General features: G+C 62.1%; 15 protein-coding genes. 8 read left to right on the top strand and 7 right to left on the bottom strand.

Translation table 11 applies throughout. The features are described from left to right. Positions 1-2 precede the first annotated feature (2 nt). Complete coding sequence (locus PVU19_RS01125) at positions 3-941, top strand: DMT family transporter (RefSeq protein WP_050663130.1); 939 nt, start codon at positions 3-5, stop codon at positions 939-941. 70 nt (positions 942-1,011) lie between these two features. Here the strand turns inward: PVU19_RS01125 and PVU19_RS01120 are convergent, their stop codons facing one another. The 5 genes from PVU19_RS01120 to PVU19_RS01100 all read right to left on the bottom strand — a co-directional run bounded on the left by PVU19_RS01120 (position 1,012) and on the right by PVU19_RS01100 (position 6,626). Further along, a complete protein-coding gene (locus PVU19_RS01120) occupies positions 1,012-2,337 on the bottom strand; it encodes an NAD(P)/FAD-dependent oxidoreductase (RefSeq protein WP_050663131.1) in 1,326 nt (441 codons plus the stop codon). Continuing rightward, a complete protein-coding gene (locus PVU19_RS01115) occupies positions 2,334-3,149 on the bottom strand; it encodes an ABC transporter permease (RefSeq protein WP_050663132.1) in 816 nt (271 codons plus the stop codon). The genes PVU19_RS01120 and PVU19_RS01115 overlap by 4 nt, the downstream gene beginning before the upstream one ends. A 79-nt stretch (positions 3,150-3,228) precedes the next feature. Continuing rightward, complete coding sequence (locus PVU19_RS01110) at positions 3,229-4,119, bottom strand: ABC transporter permease subunit (RefSeq protein WP_050663133.1); 891 nt, start codon at positions 4,117-4,119, stop codon at positions 3,229-3,231. Continuing rightward, positions 4,116-5,480 carry an ABC transporter ATP-binding protein gene (locus PVU19_RS01105; RefSeq protein ID WP_050663134.1) on the bottom strand — a complete coding sequence of 455 codons (1,365 nt, stop codon included), beginning with the start codon at positions 5,478-5,480 and terminating at the stop codon, positions 4,116-4,118. Before PVU19_RS01105 ends, PVU19_RS01110 begins: the two co-directional genes overlap by 4 nt. A gap of 72 nt (positions 5,481-5,552) precedes the next feature. Beyond that, positions 5,553-6,626, bottom strand: coding sequence for a polyamine ABC transporter substrate-binding protein (locus PVU19_RS01100; protein ID WP_420833239.1), 1,074 nt, complete (start codon positions 6,624-6,626; stop codon positions 5,553-5,555). A 159-nt stretch (positions 6,627-6,785) separates the two neighbouring features. Here PVU19_RS01100 and PVU19_RS01095 point away from each other — a divergent pair, with 159 nt between their 5' ends. After that, complete coding sequence (locus tag PVU19_RS01095; protein ID WP_050663135.1) at positions 6,786-7,481, top strand: GntR family transcriptional regulator; 696 nt, start codon at positions 6,786-6,788, stop codon at positions 7,479-7,481. 87 nt (positions 7,482-7,568) lie between these two features. After that, entirely contained in the window at positions 7,569-8,966 is a 1,398-nt protein-coding gene (locus PVU19_RS01090) for an aspartate aminotransferase family protein (RefSeq protein ID WP_050663136.1), read from the top strand. A 297-nt stretch (positions 8,967-9,263) separates the two neighbouring features. Here the strand turns inward: PVU19_RS01090 and PVU19_RS01085 are convergent, their stop codons facing one another. Continuing rightward, complete coding sequence (locus PVU19_RS01085; RefSeq protein WP_050663137.1) at positions 9,264-9,722, bottom strand: Lrp/AsnC family transcriptional regulator; 459 nt, start codon at positions 9,720-9,722, stop codon at positions 9,264-9,266. Between the two features lie 138 nt (positions 9,723-9,860). Here PVU19_RS01085 and ald point away from each other — a divergent pair, with 138 nt between their 5' ends. The 4 genes from ald (at position 9,861) to PVU19_RS01065 (ending at position 15,464) form a co-directional block, all read left to right on the top strand. Beyond that, positions 9,861-10,973: an alanine dehydrogenase gene (gene ald / locus PVU19_RS01080; protein WP_050663138.1), complete on the top strand. Its 1,113-nt coding sequence runs from the start codon at positions 9,861-9,863 to the stop codon at positions 10,971-10,973. A gap of 127 nt (positions 10,974-11,100) precedes the next feature. Further along, on the top strand, positions 11,101-12,147 hold the full coding sequence (locus PVU19_RS01075; RefSeq protein ID WP_050663139.1) for an ABC transporter permease: 1,047 nt from the start codon (positions 11,101-11,103) through the stop codon (positions 12,145-12,147). A gap of 15 nt (positions 12,148-12,162) precedes the next feature. Next, on the top strand, positions 12,163-13,347 hold the full coding sequence (locus tag PVU19_RS01070) for an ABC transporter permease (RefSeq protein ID WP_050663140.1): 1,185 nt from the start codon (positions 12,163-12,165) through the stop codon (positions 13,345-13,347). A 23-nt stretch (positions 13,348-13,370) separates the two neighbouring features. After that, positions 13,371-15,464 carry a dipeptide ABC transporter ATP-binding protein gene (locus PVU19_RS01065; RefSeq protein WP_420833276.1) on the top strand — a complete coding sequence of 698 codons (2,094 nt, stop codon included), beginning with the start codon at positions 13,371-13,373 and terminating at the stop codon, positions 15,462-15,464. Positions 15,465-15,494: 30 nt separating this feature from the next. On the opposite strand, the gene PVU19_RS01060 is transcribed toward PVU19_RS01065, so the two are convergent. Beyond that, positions 15,495-16,454 (bottom strand): L-malyl-CoA/beta-methylmalyl-CoA lyase, encoded by a 960-nt coding sequence (locus PVU19_RS01060; RefSeq protein WP_274789861.1) that lies wholly within the window; start codon positions 16,452-16,454, stop codon positions 15,495-15,497. A 258-nt stretch (positions 16,455-16,712) separates the two neighbouring features. On the opposite strand from PVU19_RS01060, the gene dgcN reads away from it, so the two are divergent. Beyond that, positions 16,713-17,714 carry an N-acetyltransferase DgcN gene (gene dgcN, locus PVU19_RS01055; protein WP_274789860.1) on the top strand — a complete coding sequence of 334 codons (1,002 nt, stop codon included), beginning with the start codon at positions 16,713-16,715 and terminating at the stop codon, positions 17,712-17,714. The last annotated feature ends 31 nt before the right edge of the window (positions 17,715-17,745 follow it).

The following is a 17,745-nucleotide window of genomic DNA, read 5'->3' as shown; positions in this document are numbered from 1 at the left end:
CCATGGCACCCCCGGACCGCGCCCACCCCCTTACCGGGATCGCGCTCAAGATCACGTCGGTCACGCTCTTCATCACCATGGCCTCGCTGATCAAGGCCACGTCAGGGCACATTCCCCCCGGCGAGGCGGTGTTCTTCCGCTCGTTCTTCGCCATCCCGGTGATCCTCGTCTGGCTCATGCTGCGCGGCGACCTGCGCACCGGTCTCAGGGTCCGCTCGCCGCTAAACCATTTCTGGCGCGGCTTTGTCGGCACGGCCGCCATGGGGCTGGGATTTGCCGCGCTCGGCCTGCTACCACTGCCAGAGGTCACGGCCCTGGGCTATGCCGCCCCCTTGCTGGTGGTGGTCTTCGCGGCGATGTTCCTAAACGAGCAGGTCGGCCTCTTTCGGATCGGCGCGGTCGGCCTCGGTCTTGCGGGCGTGTTGATCGTCCTCGCCCCGCGCCTCACCGCCCTCAGCGGCCCGACCGTCGAGACGATGCAGGCCGTGGGCGCGATGCTCGCCCTCACCGGCGCGATCTGCGCAGCACTGGCGCAAATCTACGTGCGCAAACTGGTGCAAACCGAAGAGACCAGCGCCATCGTCTTCTACTTCTCCGTAACCTCCACATTGCTCTCCTTCCTGACTATTCCCTTCGGCTGGGTTCAGCCCTCCGGCCCGGAATTCGGTCTTCTGGTGCTGGCCGGGCTTCTGGGCGGTCTGGGGCAGATTTTCCTCACCTCCTCCTACCGCTTCGCCGATGCCAGCGTCGTCGCCCCGTTCGACTACGCCTCGATCCTCCTGGCACTCGGGATCGGGTATTTCATCTTCGACGAGGTGCCGACCAGCGCCATGCTCACCGGCGCATCGCTGGTCATTCTGGCCGGGATCATCATCATCTGGCGCGAGCACCAGCTGGGGATCCGCCGTAATAGGGCAAGGTCTGCGCGGACACCGGAATAGGGTGGGAGTGACGTGGAACTACGTGAGCCGCGTATCGCGCGGGTGCGTCATTCCAAGGCTCGCCCCCAGCCTACCCCCCCGTCAACGTCGCCAGCGCATAAGGCGGCCAGAGCATCGCCCGGCGCAGCCGCCCCAAAGGCCAACGCCCCGGCGGCTTGCGCAGGATCTCCGGATAAAGACGCTTAGGCACCCGGTCCATCGCCAGATCGGCCAGCAGCGCCCCGGCATAACTCCCCATCGCCACCCCATTGCCATGATAACTCAGCCCGGTGAACGCACCCGGCATATCCGGGATCGGCCCGGCATAGGGCGTAAGATCCGGCGACAACGACAACAGCCCATTCCAGCTATGCGACGTCTCGACATCGGCCCAAGCCGGGAACATCCGCTCGAAATGCGCCCTTATCGTGCGATCCATCCGTGCATCGAACCGGGCCGAGGAAAACAGCCCGCCGCGCATCCCGAACAGCATCCGGTTATCGGGCATCAACCGGAAATAATGTAGAAAAAACCGGTCGTCATAACACATCTGCCGCGTGGTCCAGCCTTGGGCGCTGAGTTCCGCTTCGCTCATCACCCGCGTCACGATCACATTCGATTGCGTCGGCAGATAGCGCGCCCGCATCCACCCCGGCAGGTCATCCGACGAATAGCCATTGGTCGCCACGATCAGGCGCCGCGCGGTGACCTCCGCCTGCGGCGTGCTCAGATGAAACACCCCGTCCCGTCGGATCGCAGTGACCGGGGACTGGCCATGAACACGCGCCCCGGCGCGCACCGCCGCCTCCGCCAGCCCCAGCGTAAATTTCATCGGGTTGAGCGCCACGCCGACGGGCGTGGTGAGCGCGGCATGAAATGGTCCCTTCATGCCCATCTGCGCCAGTTCAGAGCCTGAAATGACCTCAGGCACCACGCCGTAATCCGCCTCGATCTGCGCAGCCCGCGCGGCAAACCCCGCAACCGCGCGCGGCGTATGCGCCAGCAGCGTCTCACCCTCGGAATGCAGATCGGCCTCAATCCCGAGCCGCGTGATCAGGTCGCGGGCAAACCGCGCCGCCTCAACCTCAGCGCAGCGATACTCGCGCCGTGCCGCCTCACCATTGGTCTTGCGCAGGATCGCGTCCGACGCGGCAGAGCCGCCCAGACAGCAGAACCCGCCATTGCGCCCCGAGGCGCCCCAACCGGGCACCTGCGCCTCGAACACCCGCACATCCTGCCCGGCCTCGGCCAGATGCAGTGCCGCCGACAGACCGGTGAAGCCCGCGCCGATTACCGCCACATCGCAGGTGATCCGCCCCTGCGCCGCCGGGTAATCGCGCGGCACCACGGTGGTCGGCCAGTAACAGCCCGCACGCGGCCCCTCGCCATAGGCATGCGCCGGATAGACCCGGCTCATGCGTGAACGGCGGCGCGTTCGTCGGCCTGTTGGCGCAGGCTGGCGCGTTTGGTGATCAGCGACGCGGTGATCACCCCGATCGCCACGATGGCGATCATGATAGTCGAGAGCGCGTTGATCTCCGGGCTGACCCCCAGCCGGATCGACGACCAGATCTTGATCGGCAGCGTGGTGGCCGACGGCCCGGCGGTAAAGGACGCGATCACCAGATCGTCAAGCGACAGCGTAAACGCCAATAGCCAGCCGGAAATCACCGCAGGCGCGATGATCGGCAGGGTCACAAGGCGGAACGCATCAAAATGCGAGCACCCCAGATCAAGCGCCGCCTCTTCCAGCGACCGGTCAAAGGTCACCAGCCGCGACGACACCACAACCGACACGAAACACATCGAAAAGGTGGTATGCGCGAGGATGATGGTGAAAATCCCCCGGTCCAGCCCGATCCCGATGAACAATAGCAAGAGCGACAGACCAGTGATCACCTCGGGCATCACCAGCGGCGCGTAGATCATCCCCGAAAACAGCGTCCGCCCATAAAACCGCCCCGCGCGCACCAGCACCAATGCGGCCATGGTGCCCAACACCGTGGCGATGGTCGAGGACACCACCGCCACCTGTATCGTCACCCAGGCCGCGTCCAGAAACGCCTCGTTCTGTATCAGCGTGCCATACCACTTGGTCGAGAATCCGGCCCAGACCGTCACCAGCTTCGATTCGTTGAAGCTGTAGACGATGAGGATGATCATCGGCAGGTAGAGAAAGGCAAAGCCGAGCGTGAGCGAGGTGGCGTTGAACCATGTCAAACGTCTCATGCGCACACCCTCGGATAAACGACTTCTTCAAAAGAAATCGGATCGAAATCTTTCAAAGATTTCGTCTGCAACCGTCGCGTCATCCCTCGGCCTCCCGCTGTTTCTGCTCGTTGCGCTGGAACAGCACGATAGGAATGATCAGGATCAGCAACAGCACCACCGCCACAGCACTCGCCACCGGCCAGTCGCGGTTGTTGAAGAACTCTTCCCACAACACCTTGCCGATCATCAGCGTCTGCGACCCGCCCAGAAGCGAGGGGATCACAAACTCGCCGATGGTCGGGATGAAGACCAGAAAGCAGCCCGCGATGATGCCGGTTTTCGACAGCGGTATTGTAATCAGCCAGAACGCCTTGATCCGCGAACACCCCAGATCCTCGGCCGCCTCCAGCAAGGACCCGTCCATCCGCTCCAACGCCGAATAGATCGGCAGGATCATGAAGGGCAGATAGGTGTAGACGATGCCGATATAGACCGCCACGGGCGTGTTGAGGATCGTCAACGGCTCGGAAATCAGGCCAAGGCTCAACAAGAGCTGATTGAGATAGCCCTCGGTCGACAGGATTCCCATCCACGAATAGACCCGGATCAGGAACGAGGTCCAGAACGGCAGGATCACCAGCATCATCAACGTCGGGCGCCAGTGATCAGGAGCGTTGGCCATCCCATAGGCGATCGGATAGCCCACCAGCAGCGTGCACAAGGTGGCGATAGAAGCGATCTGCAAAGACGACAGATAGGCCTTCCAATACAAATCATCGGTCGTCAAAAACACGAAATTCTCGAAATCGAGCCCGGCGAAGAAATCCCGGAGTCCCTTCCAGCCCTCCGAGAGGTCGAGCGTCGGCGTATAAGGCGGAATCGCCAGTTCAATATCGCTCAGACTGATCTTGAGCACGATGACAAAGGGCACCAGGAACAGCGCCAGCAGCCACAGGTAGGGCAACAGGATGAGCGTGGCGCGTCTCATTCGCCCAGCACCACACCGGCGGTGTCGCGGAAACTGATCCAGACCTCGTCTTCCCAGGTAATGTCGCGCTGCGCGACACGCCGGGTATTGGCCAGCTGTGCCTTGACCATCGTGCCATTGGCCAGTTCGACGTGATAGGTCGACAGGTTGCCCAGATAGGCAATGTCGATCACCTTGCCCCTGAGCGCATTGGCCGACTCCGGCCTGTCCTTGGAAATGCCCAGCTTTTCAGGCCGCACCGCCAGCGTCACGCGCTTCCCGGCCAGCGCCGGATCGCCATTGCTGGCAATCAGCGGCGGCTGCCCCTCGGCCCAGTGAATGGTGATACCGCCCGGAGCGATCGCGTAAGGCTGCACCGCAGACGCGGCCGCCTTGCTTTCCTCGGGCGTCGGCGGCGGCAATTGCTTGGGCGCATCCTCACGAGGCCCGAGAATATACTTGAACAGCTTGTCATGCAGCCACTTGCCACGCTCATTGGGTTGCGGCGCGCGGGGCGCTTGCTCTGCGGCGGGGGGCTGCGCCTCGGGCTGTGCGGGCGTCTCAGATTCGGCAGTCGGTGCCGCCTCTGCACCGCCCTCCCTCGCCTCGGCCATCCCGTCGATCAGGTTCACATCGCCGATGAAATCCGCCACGTAACGCGAGGCCGGGGCCTCGTAGATCACCTGCGGCGTATCAGCCTGAATGATCTTGCCGGTATCCATCACCGCAACCCGGCTCGCCACCGTCATCGCCTCTTCCTGATCATGGGTGACGATGACAAAGGTGGTGCCGGTCTTTTCCTGAATATCCATCAGTTCGAATTGCGTCGCCTGCCGCAGCTTGGCATCGAGCGCGCCCAGCGGCTCATCCAGCAACAACAGCTTCGGCGCCTTGGCGAGGCTACGCGCCAGCGCCACCCGCTGCCGCTGCCCACCGGAAATCTGATGTGGCTTGCGTCGCGCGAATTGCTCCAGCCGCGTCAGCTTGAGCATCTCCTCGACCCGCGCCGCGATCTCGTCCTTCGACTTGCCGTCCCGCTTCAGCCCAAAGGCGATGTTGTCCCACACCGACAGATGCGGAAACAGCGCGTAGGACTGGAACATCATGTTCACCGCCCGCTTGTTCGGTGGAAACGGCGCGATATCCTGCCCGCCCAGCAGGATCGTGCCCTCGGTCGGTTTCTCGAACCCGGCCAGCATCCGCATCATCGTCGTCTTGCCGCAGCCCGACGGCCCGAGCAGGGCAAAGAACTCCTTCTCGTAGATGTCAAAGCTCTGATTGTCGATCGCGGTGAACTCACCAAACCGCTTGGTGACGTTTTTGAACTGAATCAGCGGCTTGGCGTCCGGATCGTTCCACGGCTCGAATACGGTTTGTGACATGCGCCTGTCCCCGGCTGGATTGAGAAAACCCGCGCAAGGGCTGGCCTCGCGCGGGTCGGTCATGCCGTCCGATCAGGTGCCGGACTTGATCTTGGTCCACAGACGGGTCACCGTCCGCTGCACCTTCGCCGGGTAGGGCGTCGTGGTAAAGAGGTTGTCGAGCGCCTCCTGCGACGGATAGATCGCCGGATCTCCGATCACATCCTCGATCAGATATTCCTGCGACGCCTTGTTGCCATTCGCGTAGTAGACATAGTTCGACGCAGCAGCCATGTTCTGCGCATCCATTATGAAATTCAGGAACGTATGCGCGCCTTCAGGGTTGGGCGCATCGACCGGAATCGCCATCTGGTCAAACCACATCTGCGCGCCTTCCTTGGGCGCGTTATAGACGATCTCGACCCCGTTATCGGCCTCTGCCGCGCGGTCGCGGGCCTGCAGGATATCACCCGACCAGCCGACAGCGACGCAGATGTCGCCATTCGCCAGCGCGTTGATATATTCCGAGCTGTGGAATTTCTGGATATGCGGGCGCACCGCCATCAGGACCGGCTCGACCTTGGCGATCACCTCGGGGTCATGGCTATCGGGATCTTCACCGATATACTTGAGCGCCATCGGAATCATCTCGGCGGGGGCATCAAGGAAATGCACGCCGCATTCGGCCAGCTTTTCCATGTTTTCGGGGTTCAGCACCAGTTCGAGACTGTCGAGCGGCGCATCCTCACCCAGCAATTCCTGCACTTTGCCGACATTGGCACCGATGCCCGTGGTGCCCCACATGTAATTGATCGAATACTCGTTTCCGGGGTCGTATTTCGCCGTGCGCTTTTCAACCACGTCCCACATGTTGTCGAGGTTGGGCAGCTTGGATGTGTCCAGCTTCTGGAACGCGCCTGCACTGATCTGCCGCTGCAGGAATGTGCCCGTGGGCACCACCACGTCATAGCCCGAGCCACCGGCGAGCATCTTGGTTTCCAGCACCTCGTTGCTGTCGAACACGTCATAGATCAGGTCGAGCCCGGTTTCCTCTTCGAACTGCGTCAGCAGGTCCTCGTCGATATAGTCGGACCAGTTATAGACCCGGACCTCCTGCGCCGAAGCGGCGGACGCCGCAAGCGCAAGCGTCGCAGTGGTGGTCAGCATAAGATTTCGCATTATTGTCTCCCGTTGGTTTCGGCATGTTCTCTGCCTTGGCGCAGATTTGATCAAAAAATACCACGCCTGGCAATATGGTAATGTTTTCACGCAGCCGCTAAACTCGCAAGGTCAGAGATTGAAAGCCTTGCCCGGGATGCCCCCTTCATGCCCAAAGCCGCACAGAATTTAAGCGTCCAAGACCCCGCGACAACGCGCCTGCCTGCGCATGAGTTGATATACCGTCAACTGCGCGCACTCGTGCTCTTCGGCGATCTGGCACCCGGTCAGGCGGTGACCATTCAGGGCCTCAGCGAACGGCTCGGTGCGGGCATGACCCCGGTGCGCGAGGCGATCCGCCGTCTGATCGCCGAAGGGGCGCTGGAATTCCAGGGCAACAGGCGGGTCAGCGTGCCGTTGCTATCGGCCGATAACATCAGCGAATTAATATATGCACGCCAATGGCTTGATCCCTATCTGACGACACGCGCGACGGAACGGGCCACCGGCGATGACCTCGCCCAACTGACCGCCCTCGATACCGAACTGGATCAGGCGATTTCTCATGGCGATCTGCGCGGCTACCTGGAATTGAACTACCGCTTTCACAAGCGGCTTTACGAACTCGCCGAGGCTCCGATTCTCGCCGATGTGGCGGATGGGCTATGGCTGCGTTTCGGCCCATCCCTTCGGGTGGTCTGCGGGCGCATGGGAACGCAGAACCTGCCGGACAAACACAAGGACATGCTCGCCGCGATGCGCGCAGGCAATGCCGAGGCCGCCGCCCGCGCAATCCGCGAGGATGTCGTGCAGGGTATGGAGCAAGTGCGCCAATCCATCGCCCCAAAAGCGCGTGCGCACTGATTCGATTGACAGCGGATAATTTGATCATATTCTGGTGAAAACGCCCGCGCACCCGCGCCGGGCCACCCATTCGCGAGAGGTATTGCCATGAGCACGATCACCAACCACATGCCCACAGCCGAGCTTCAGGCGCTGGATGCCGCACATCACATGCACCCGTTCACCCATGGTGATGGCCTCAACGCCAAGGGTGCGCGGATCATCACCCGCGCGCGCGGCGTCACCCTGACCGACAGTGAAGGCAACGAAATCCTCGACGCCATGGGCGGGCTCTGGTGCGTCAATATCGGCTACGGGCGCGAGGAACTGGCAGATGTCGCCGCCCGCCAGATGCGCGAACTGCCCTTTTACAATACCTTCTTCCAGACCAGCCATGTGCCCGCCATCGCCCTTTCGGCCAAGCTGGCGGAGCTGGCGCCGGGCGATCTCAACCACATCTTCTATGCCGGCTCGGGTTCCGAGGCGAACGACACCAATATCCGCATGGTCCGCACCTATTGGGCGCAGTTGGGAGAGCCCGAGCGCAACGTGATCATCAGCCGCAAGAACGCCTATCACGGCTCCTCCGTCGGCAGCGGCAGTCTTGGTGGCATGTCGGGCATGCACGCGCAGGGCGGCATGCCGATCCCCGACATTCACCATATCGACCAGCCCAACTGGTATGCCGAAGGCGGCGACACCGACCCCGAGGCGTTCGGGCTCGAACGCGCCCGTCAGCTTGAGGCCAAGATCGAGGAACTGGGCGCGCACCGCGTCGCCGCCTTCATCGCCGAGCCGGTTCAGGGCGCGGGCGGCGTCATCGTGCCCCCCGACAGCTACTGGCCAGAAATCCAGCGGATTTGCGATAAATACGGCATCCTGCTCATCGCCGATGAGGTGATCTGCGGATTCGGCCGCACCGGCAAATGGTTCGGCAGCCAGACCTACAATATCCGCCCCGATATCATGACCATCGCCAAGGGGCTCAGCTCCGGCTATGCGCCAATCGGCGGCTCGATCGTCTCGGACAAGGTGGCGCAGGTGATGAACGCCTGCGAGTTCAACCATGGCTACACCTATTCCGGGCACCCCGTGTCCTGCGCCGTGGCCCTCGAAAACCTGCGTATCCTCGAAGAAGAAAAGATCGTCGAACGCGTGGCGAACGACACCGGTCCCTACTTGCAGGAAAAATGGCGCGGCCTTGCCGAACACCCCCTCGTAGGCGAGGCGAAGATCGTCGGCATGATGGGCTCCATCGCGCTGACACCCGACAAGGTAAGCCGCGCCAAGTTCGCCTCCGACCCGGGCACCGCCGGGTACATATGCCGCGAGCGGTGCTTTGCCAACAAACTGGTGATGCGCCATGTCGGCGACCGGATGATCATCTCGCCGCCGCTGGTGATTTCCAAATCCGAGATCGACACCTTGATCGAGCGGGCATGGATGTCGCTCGATCAGGCCGAACAGGCGATCCGTGCGGACGGTCTGATGCAGTCGGCGGCGTGACTGCACGCCACCGACGCGATACCGACGTAATACCGACGCGATACTGACGTAACGTAATGCGGATTTTCAGCGCAAAGGTAAGGTTTTCCATACGGGACAAACGATCCGTTTTTCCCCATGACTACACCGTCCGTAAGGATAGTCTGTTATGCGTAAACGAGTTCCTGAGTGTGCAGTTTTCCGTACAGTAAGTTAACGAGGTGCGCCATCACTCACGGCTGTGCGTGCCAGTAGGCCCCGGTGGAAACACCGGGGCTTTTGGTTGCCGGACGATGGGGAAAGCCCGTTCGGGGACGCTCAGACCGGCAAGGCCGTGGTCGAAAAAACCGTGCGTAATGCAAAGCTTGACTGCATCTTGGCAACCCCCGGCAGCCGTGTCAGGTATTGGCGGTGGATGCGGGCAAAGTCCTCGGTATCCTCGGCCACGATCTTGAGAATGTAATCCGCCGCCCCCGCAGTCAGGTGACATTCCAGCACATCCGGCACCCGCGCCACGGCCTTCTCGAACGCGTCCAGAACCTCATCCGCCTGCGTGCTCAGCGTGATCTCGACGAATATGGTCGCAGGCACCCCCATCTTGCGCACATCCAGCAACGCGACATAGCCCTTGATATACCCATCCGCCTCCAACCGCTGCACCCGCCGATGACACGCCGAGGCCGAAAGATTGACCTCCTCTGCCAGGTCCGCGTTGGAGATCCGGCCGCGCCGCTGAAGCACCTGCAGCAAGCGCCGATCTGTCTGATCCAGGGACATACGCACAAGACCTTTCGAAGCAAATGCATTTCCAGTGAACATTATTCACAAAAATGCCTTTTGGACGAGGGAAATTTCAATCGCCTTGCGCGCCATTTGCGGCACTCTTAGTCAAGTCAATCGGAGGAGAATCCAGACATGAAAATCGGCTGCCCCACGGAAATCAAACCCCAGGAATTTCGCGTCGGGATGACACCTAATGCCGCGCAAGAAGCCGTGAGCCATGGTCACGAGGTGATCATTCAGGCCGGCGCGGGCATCGGCGCGGGCTTTGATGATGCCGCCTATGAGGCAACGGGCGCCACCATCATCGACACCGCCGCCGAGGTCTTCGCGACCGCCGACATGATCGTCAAGGTCAAGGAACCGCAAGCCGCCGAGCGCAAGATGCTGCGCGAAGGGCAGTTGCTCTTTACCTATCTGCATCTGGCACCCGATGAGGCACAGACGCGCGACCTGCTGGCGTCAGGCTGCACCGCCATCGCCTATGAGACGGTGACGGACCGGTCGGGCGGCCTGCCCCTGTTGGCCCCGATGTCCGAGGTCGCCGGGCGTCTCGCCCCGCAGGTGGGCGCCTGGACCCTGCAAAAGGCCAATGGCGGGCGCGGTGTGCTGATGGGCGGCGTACCCGGGGTGGGCCCGGCCCGCGTCATCGTGATCGGCGGCGGCGTTGTCGGCACCCACGCGGCCAGGATCGCAGCGGGCATGGGCGCGGATGTGACCGTTCTCGACCGGTCGCTGCCGCGTCTGCGCTATCTCGACGACGTGTTCGGCGGCACATTCAAGACCGGTTATTCCTCGGCCGGTCTGCTGGAAGAATTGCTACCACTCGCCGATATGGTGATCGGCGCTGTGCTCATCCCCGGGGCCGCCGCGCCCAAGCTGGTGCGCCGTGATCAGTTCGGAATGATGAAGCCAGGTGCTGTGCTCGTGGACGTGGCGATCGATCAGGGCGGCTGCTTTGAGACCTCGAAGGCGACCACCCATCAGGATCCGATCTACGAGGTGGACGGGATCATGCATTACTGCGTCGCCAACATGCCCGGTGCCGTGGCGCGCACCTCGACGCTCGCGCTTGGCAACGCGACGATGCCCTTCATGCTGGCGCTCGCCGACAAGGGCTGGAAACAGGCCTGCGCCGAGGACCGGCACCTCCTAAACGGCCTGAACGTGCATGCCGGACAACTCACCTACGCCGCCGTGGGCGAGGCGCTCGGGATCGAAAGCGTGCATCCCGAATCGCTGCTCTGATCGTCATCCGCGTCACCGGCCCATCCGGGCCGGTGACGCAAATAGACTATCGATGTCGCAAATGATGCTGGACCGGCCGCGCCCTGTAGACTAGCGTTTCTGGAAAAACGCCAACAGGGGGCGCTAAATGGCCATGTTCATCCTGCGCAGGCTCGGGGTTATGATCCTGACTGCGTTATGCCTGACGTTTGTCGTCTTTTTCCTGACGAATCTCTATCCCAATCTCGAAAAGCTGGCCAAGACGCAGGGCAATTTCCGCATGACGGATGAAGAGGTTGCCAGCTATCTCGGGCGCAACGGATATCTGGAACCTCTGCCGGTCAAATACGGCCAATGGATGGGTGTGCTGCCCGGCTGGACCACCCAAGCCGAGGACGGCACCCTACGCGGACGCTGCATCGGCCCCGACACGCCAGCCGAAGAGGCCCCACGTTTCTGCGGCATCCTGCAGGGCGATTGGGGCTATTCCACCGTGTTCAAGAGGGACGTGGGCGAGATCATCGGCGAAAAGCTGGCGCTGACCGGGCGGCTGATGTTCTGGGTGATGCTCTTGATGGTGCCCTCGGCGCTGATCCTCGGTGTAATGGCGGGGATGCGCGAGGGCTCGCGCACCGACCGGACGCTGTCGACCTTCGCGATCACCACCACGGCGACGCCCGAATATGTCTCGGGGGTGCTGTTCATCGCGGTCTTTGCCAGCACCGCCGTGGGCCTGAAATGGTTCAAGGGCACGGCGACGAGCGCGATGGAGAACCCGACCTTCGAGAATTTCTTTCTGCCGGTGCTTACCATCGCGCTCTACGGGATGGGATACATCGCACGAATGACCCGCGCCTCGATGGCCGAGGTGATGACCGCGCAATATATCCGCACGGCCCGGCTCAAGGGGGTAAGTTTCCCCAATATCGTGATGAAACACGCGCTCAGGAATGCGCTGATCGCGCCCTTCACGGTGATCATGCTGCAATTCCCGTGGCTGCTGAATGGCGTGGTGATCGTCGAGACACTGTTTAACTACAAGGGCTTTGGCTGGACACTCGTTCAGGCCGCAAGCAACAACGACATCGAACTGCTGCTCGCCGTGTCGGTGGTGTCGGTCGTCGTCGTCCTGGTGACGCAGCTCATCTCGGATATCGGTTATGTCTATCTCAATCCACGCATCAGCGTCACCTAACGGAAGGGCCGAACCATGGACGCACTAAGCTGGAGCGAGATCATCCTGCGGACACTGGGACAGTTCACTCCCGTCTGGATCGCCCTCATCGCCACGTTCGCCCTGTCGATCACCTTCAAGCGGCGGCTCGGGCTCTATGGCAAGCTCTTTGACAGTCCCATCGGCATGGTCGGTTTCGCGCTGGTGATGTTCTGGGTGTTCACCGGAGTTTTCGGTGGCGCTTTTGATCTCATCACCACGCATGACGTGCTCGACCAATCAGCCTCGATGAAGAACAAGGGGCCCGGGACACCCTATACCAAGCTGATGGGCGAGGTGGCCGAGGGTGCCTACCCCTATTACCTGCTGGGCGGCGACAATCTCGGGCGCGACGTGTTCAGCCGCATGGTTGTGGGCGCATGGGAGGTGATCAAAATCGCGCCCTTCGCCAGCCTCTTTGCCTTCATGGTGGGCATCACGCTTGGCCTGCCAGCAGGCTATTACGGCGGGCGTCTCGATACATTCCTGTCCTTCCTCGCCAATCTGATCCTCGCCTTCCCGGTGATCCTGCTCTTCTACCTGCTGGTCACGCCCGAGATCGTCCTGACCGGCATTCCGGTCTACATGGCCGCCGTGCTCTTCATCTTTCCCATCATCTTCCTCGTGCTCCTGTGGAACTCGCGTTTTCACACGCAGCCCGCGACGCGCAACCTCTATGTCGGGGTGACGCTGGTGGTGGGGCTGTGGCTCTATGCGGGGATCGCGTGGAATGCCGACCCGCTGGGCCTGGTGAGCTTTCCGCCCAATCTTCTGGTGGTCTTCGTGGCGGTGGTCTTTGTCAACTCGCCCACCGTGTTCCGCATCGTGCGCGGCCTCACGATGGACATCAAGACCCGCGACTATGTCGCCGCCGCGCAGACCCGGGGCGAGGGGCCGTGGTACATCATGCTGTGGGAAATTCTGCCCAATGTGCGCGGGCCGCTCTTGGTCGATTTCTGCCTGCGCATCGGATACACGACGATCCTGCTCGGCACGCTCGGCTTCTTCGGCCTCGGCCTCAGCCCCGAGAGCCCGGATTGGGGCAGCACCATCAACGAGGGGCGCAAGCTTCTGTCGATGTATCTCCACCCCGCCCTGCCACCCGCCTTCGCACTCCTGAGCCTCGTTCTGGGGCTCAACCTGCTGGCCGACGGGCTGCGGGAAGAGAGCCTGCGGGATTGAGTATTTATGGAAAGATGAAGGAGATGGACATGGCCAAGCCGGACTATGACGGACCGATCCTAGAGATCGAGAACCTGTCAATTTCCTTCTTCACCCGGTTGCGAGAAATCCCGGCGGTGATGGATTTCTCGGTCGCCGTGCAGCCGGGCGAGGCCGTGGGACTCGTCGGCGAATCCGGCTGCGGCAAATCCACCGTGGCCTTGGGCGTGATGCAGGATCTGGGGGTGAATGGCCGGATCGTTGGCGGCTCGGTCCGCTTCAAGGGTCAGGATCTGAGCAAGATGAGCGCGGCGGAGCTGCGCCACATTCGCGGCAACGAGATCGCGATGATTTATCAGGAGCCGATGGCGTCCCTCAATCCGGCGATGAAAGTGGGCCGTCAGTTGATCGAAGTGCCGATGATCCACGAAGGCATCTCCGAGAAAGACGCCTGGGCGCGTGCGCTGGAAGTGGTGAACGACGTCAAGCTGCCCGATCCCGACCGCATCATGAAAAGCTATCCGCATCAGCTCTCGGGCGGGCAGCAGCAGCGGATCGTGATCGCCATGGCGCTGATGTCGAAACCGTCGCTGCTCATTCTCGACGAGCCCACCACCGCGCTCGACGTGACGGTCGAAGCAGCTGTGGTGGAGCTGGTCAAGGATCTGGGGCGCAAATACGGCACCTCGATGCTCTTCATCAGCCACAATCTCGGCCTCGTGCTGGAAACCTGCGACCGAATCTGCGTGATGTATTCCGGCGAGGCGGTCGAGACCGGCAGCATCAAGGACGTATTCGACAAGATGCAGCACCCCTACACGCAGGCGCTCTTTCGCTCGATCCCGCTGCCCGGCGCGAACAAGAACAGCCGTCCGCTCAAGGCCATTCCCGGCAACTTCCCCCTGCCGCATGAACGCCCCAACGGTTGCAATTTCGGGCCGCGCTGCGACTATTTCCAGAGTGGCCAATGCGATGCCGGTGAGATTCCCATGGCAGTGATCGAGGGAGACGACCGCCATTTGACCCGCTGCCTGCGCTACCGCGACATCGATTGGAACGCCCCCGTCGAGGCGATGGCGCAGCACGAGGCGGGCGAGCCGGGCCAGGTCGTGCTCAAGATGGACAAGCTCAAGAAATATTACGAGGTCGCGGCCAACGCCCTCTTCGGCGGTGGTGGCGCGAAGAAGGTGGTGAAGGCCAACGAAACGCTGAGTTTCGAGGCGCGCGAGAGCGAGACATTGGCGATTGTCGGCGAATCGGGTTGCGGCAAATCCACCTTCGCCAAGGTGCTGATGGGGTTGGAAACGGCGACCGAGGGGCAGATCCTGCTCGACAACCGCAATATCGAAGACATCCCCATCGAAAAGCGCGACACGCAGACCGTGGCCGATGTGCAGATGGTGTTCCAGAACCCGTTCGACACGCTCAACCCTTCGATGACCGTGGGCCGCCAGATCATCCGCGCGCTCGAGGTGTTCGGCATCGGGGCGTCGGATCAGGAACGCCGCGACGAGATGCTGCGCCTGCTCGATCTGGTGAAACTGCCACGCGAGTTTGCCGACCGCATGCCCCGACAGCTGTCCGGCGGGCAAAAACAACGCGTCGGCATCGCCCGTGCCTTCGCCGGCGGCGCCCGGATCGTGGTGGCGGATGAGCCGGTCTCGGCGCTCGATGTGAGTGTGCAGGCCGCCGTCACCGATCTCCTGATGGAGATCCAGCGCAAGCAGAAGACGACGCTTCTCTTCATCTCGCACGATCTTTCCATCGTGCGCTATCTCAGCGACCGGGTGATGGTAATGTACTTGGGACATGTGGTCGAACTGGGCACCACGGATCAGGTCTTCTCGCCGCCCTATCACCCCTATACCGAGGCACTGCTGTCGGCGGTGCCAATCGCCGATACCAGCGTCGAGAAGCGCCATATCGTGCTTGAGGGGGATGTGCCTTCGGCGATGAACCCGCCGCCCGGTTGCCCGTTCCAGACGCGCTGCCGCTGGAAATCCGAGGTGCCTGGGGGATTGTGCGAAAAAGAGGTGCCCCCGGTGCGCGACCTCGCCCCCGGCCATCAGGTCAAATGCCACCTGTCCCAAGAGATGCTCGACCGTATGGAGCCGGTGATCAAGATCGCGGCGGAGTGAACGGGGCGGCGGTGACCGCCCCGTTCCAGGTTACTGTGCCGCGATCATTTCGGCCTGTTTGACGATCACCTCGGCCTGCTTGATCGAGGCGATATCGACGAGACGGCCCTTGTAGGTCGTGGCCCCCTCGCCGCGTGCAGTGGCCTCTTCCATCGCCTGAAGAATCTCCCGCGCTTCCGCGACCGCCGCGTCGGACGGCGTGAAGATCTCGTTGGCGAGCGCGATCTGCTTGGGATGGATCGCCCATTTGCCGACCATGCCAAGCGTGGCCGACCGGCGCGCCTGCGCACGAAAGCCCTCGTCATCCGAGAAATCCCCGAACGGGCCGTCGACCGGCAAGAGGCCATGCGTGCGGCAGGCGGCGACAATTGCGGTCTGTGCCCAATGCCAAGGATCAGACCAGTATTTCGCGCCCTCATGCAGCATGTAGTAGTTTTCTTGCGTGCCGCCGATACCAGTGGTGGACATGCCCATAGAGGCCGCGAAATCGGCGGCACCAAGGCTCATCGCCTGCATGCGGGGACTGGCGGCGGCGATTGCCTCGACATGGGCGATGCCCGCAGCGGATTCGATGATTACCTCGAAACCGATGCGCTTTTTGCGCCCCTTGGCGGCTTCGATCGCGGTAACAAGCGCGTCGACGGCATAGATATCCTCGCCGCAACCCACCTTGGGGATCATGATCTGATCGAGTCGGTCACTGGACTGCTCCAATAGATCAACCACATCGCGATACCAGAACGGCGAGTCGAGACTGTTGATGCGCACCGAGAGGGTTTTCTTGCCCCAGTCTACGCTGTTGATCGCCTCGATCGTGTTGTTGCGCGCCACGTCCTTGTCGGTGGGGGCCACCGAATCCTCTAGGTCGATATTGATCACGTCCGCAGCACTCGCCGCCATTTTCTCGAACAGCTTGGTGTTGGAGCCGGGGCCGAACAGCTGACAGCGGTTGGGGCGAGCGGGGGGCGGCGGTTGCAGGCGAAAGCTCATCTTTGGGTCGCTCCGTTGGTTAAGGAAATTGCGTGAACATCGCGGCTTTGGGTATGAAATTGCGCATCACTCTGCAAGCGGCTTTTCCGTCGCGGGTTAAACCTGCAATGTACGGGCATGAATTGCAGAAAATTCGAGCCATTCGCCTATTCGCAACAGGATCATGCGATATTCTTGCCTTTCACATTGAAATACGTATGAAATCGCGTTTGAATCGTACGAAATTCCCCTGAATTCCGAACGCTTGGAGCATCTGCCATGATCGAGACCCCCTATCTGTTGTTCCTGGGCGATGCGCCCGACATGCTGGCCGCCAAGGTGGCCATCGGTATCCGCGACTGGCGCCCCGAGAATGCCCTGGGCCAGTTTCGCCTACCTGGCTGCGGGGCCGATCTGGGTCTGCCCGACATGACGCTGGAGGAGGCGAAAGCCGCGGGCGTCAAGACCGTCGTCATCGGCGTGGCCAATCGCGGCGGCATCATCAGCCAGGAATGGAAGAAGGTGCTGGTGGCAGCATTGGAGGAGGGGTTCGATCTCGCCTCCGGGCTGCACAATCTGCTGCGCGACGAACCCGATCTCAAGGCCGTGGCCGAGGCGACCGGACACACGCTGCACGATGTGCGGGTGCCTTCGGTGAAATATCCGATAGCCGACGGGGTGAAGCGGCGCGGCAAGCGCTGTCTGGCCGTGGGCACCGATTGCTCGGTCGGCAAGATGTATACCGCGATGGCGATGGAACGCGAGATGCAGGCGCGTGGCATGAAGGCGACGTTCCGCGCCACCGGGCAGACTGGCATCCTGATCACCGGCGACGGCGTGCCGCTCGACGCCGTGGTCGCCGATTTCATGGCCGGGTCGGTGGAATGGCTTACGCCCGACAATGACCCCGATCACTGGGACCTGATCGAGGGGCAGGGCAGCCTCTTTCACGTGTCCTTCTCGGGGGTGACCATGGCGCTGATCCATGGCGGACAGCCCGACGCGCTGATCCTCAGCCATGAGCCGACACGGGCTCATATGCGCGGCTTGCCCGGATATAAGTTGCCCTCGCTGGAGCAATTGCGCGACACCGCGCTGCCACTGGCGCAGGTCGCCAATCCGGCCTGTCAGGTGGTCGGCGTATCGGTCAACACGCAGCACATGAACGAGGCCGAGGCGCGTGCCTCTCTGGACAAGGTCGAGAGCGAGATGGGCCTGCCTGCGACTGACCCGTATCGGTTCGGGTCGGGCAAGCTGGTCGAGGCGCTCGCGGCGCTTTGATCCGCCGGAGCCGTGCGAGGCATGTGGCGGA

The sequence above is a fragment of the Roseovarius tolerans genome, from assembly GCF_028885395.1.
Classification (GTDB): Bacteria; Pseudomonadota; Alphaproteobacteria; order Rhodobacterales; family Rhodobacteraceae; genus Roseovarius; species Roseovarius tolerans.
The sequence above is the reverse complement of the archived record's forward strand: the minus strand, read 5'-3'. Positions and strand labels throughout refer to the sequence as shown.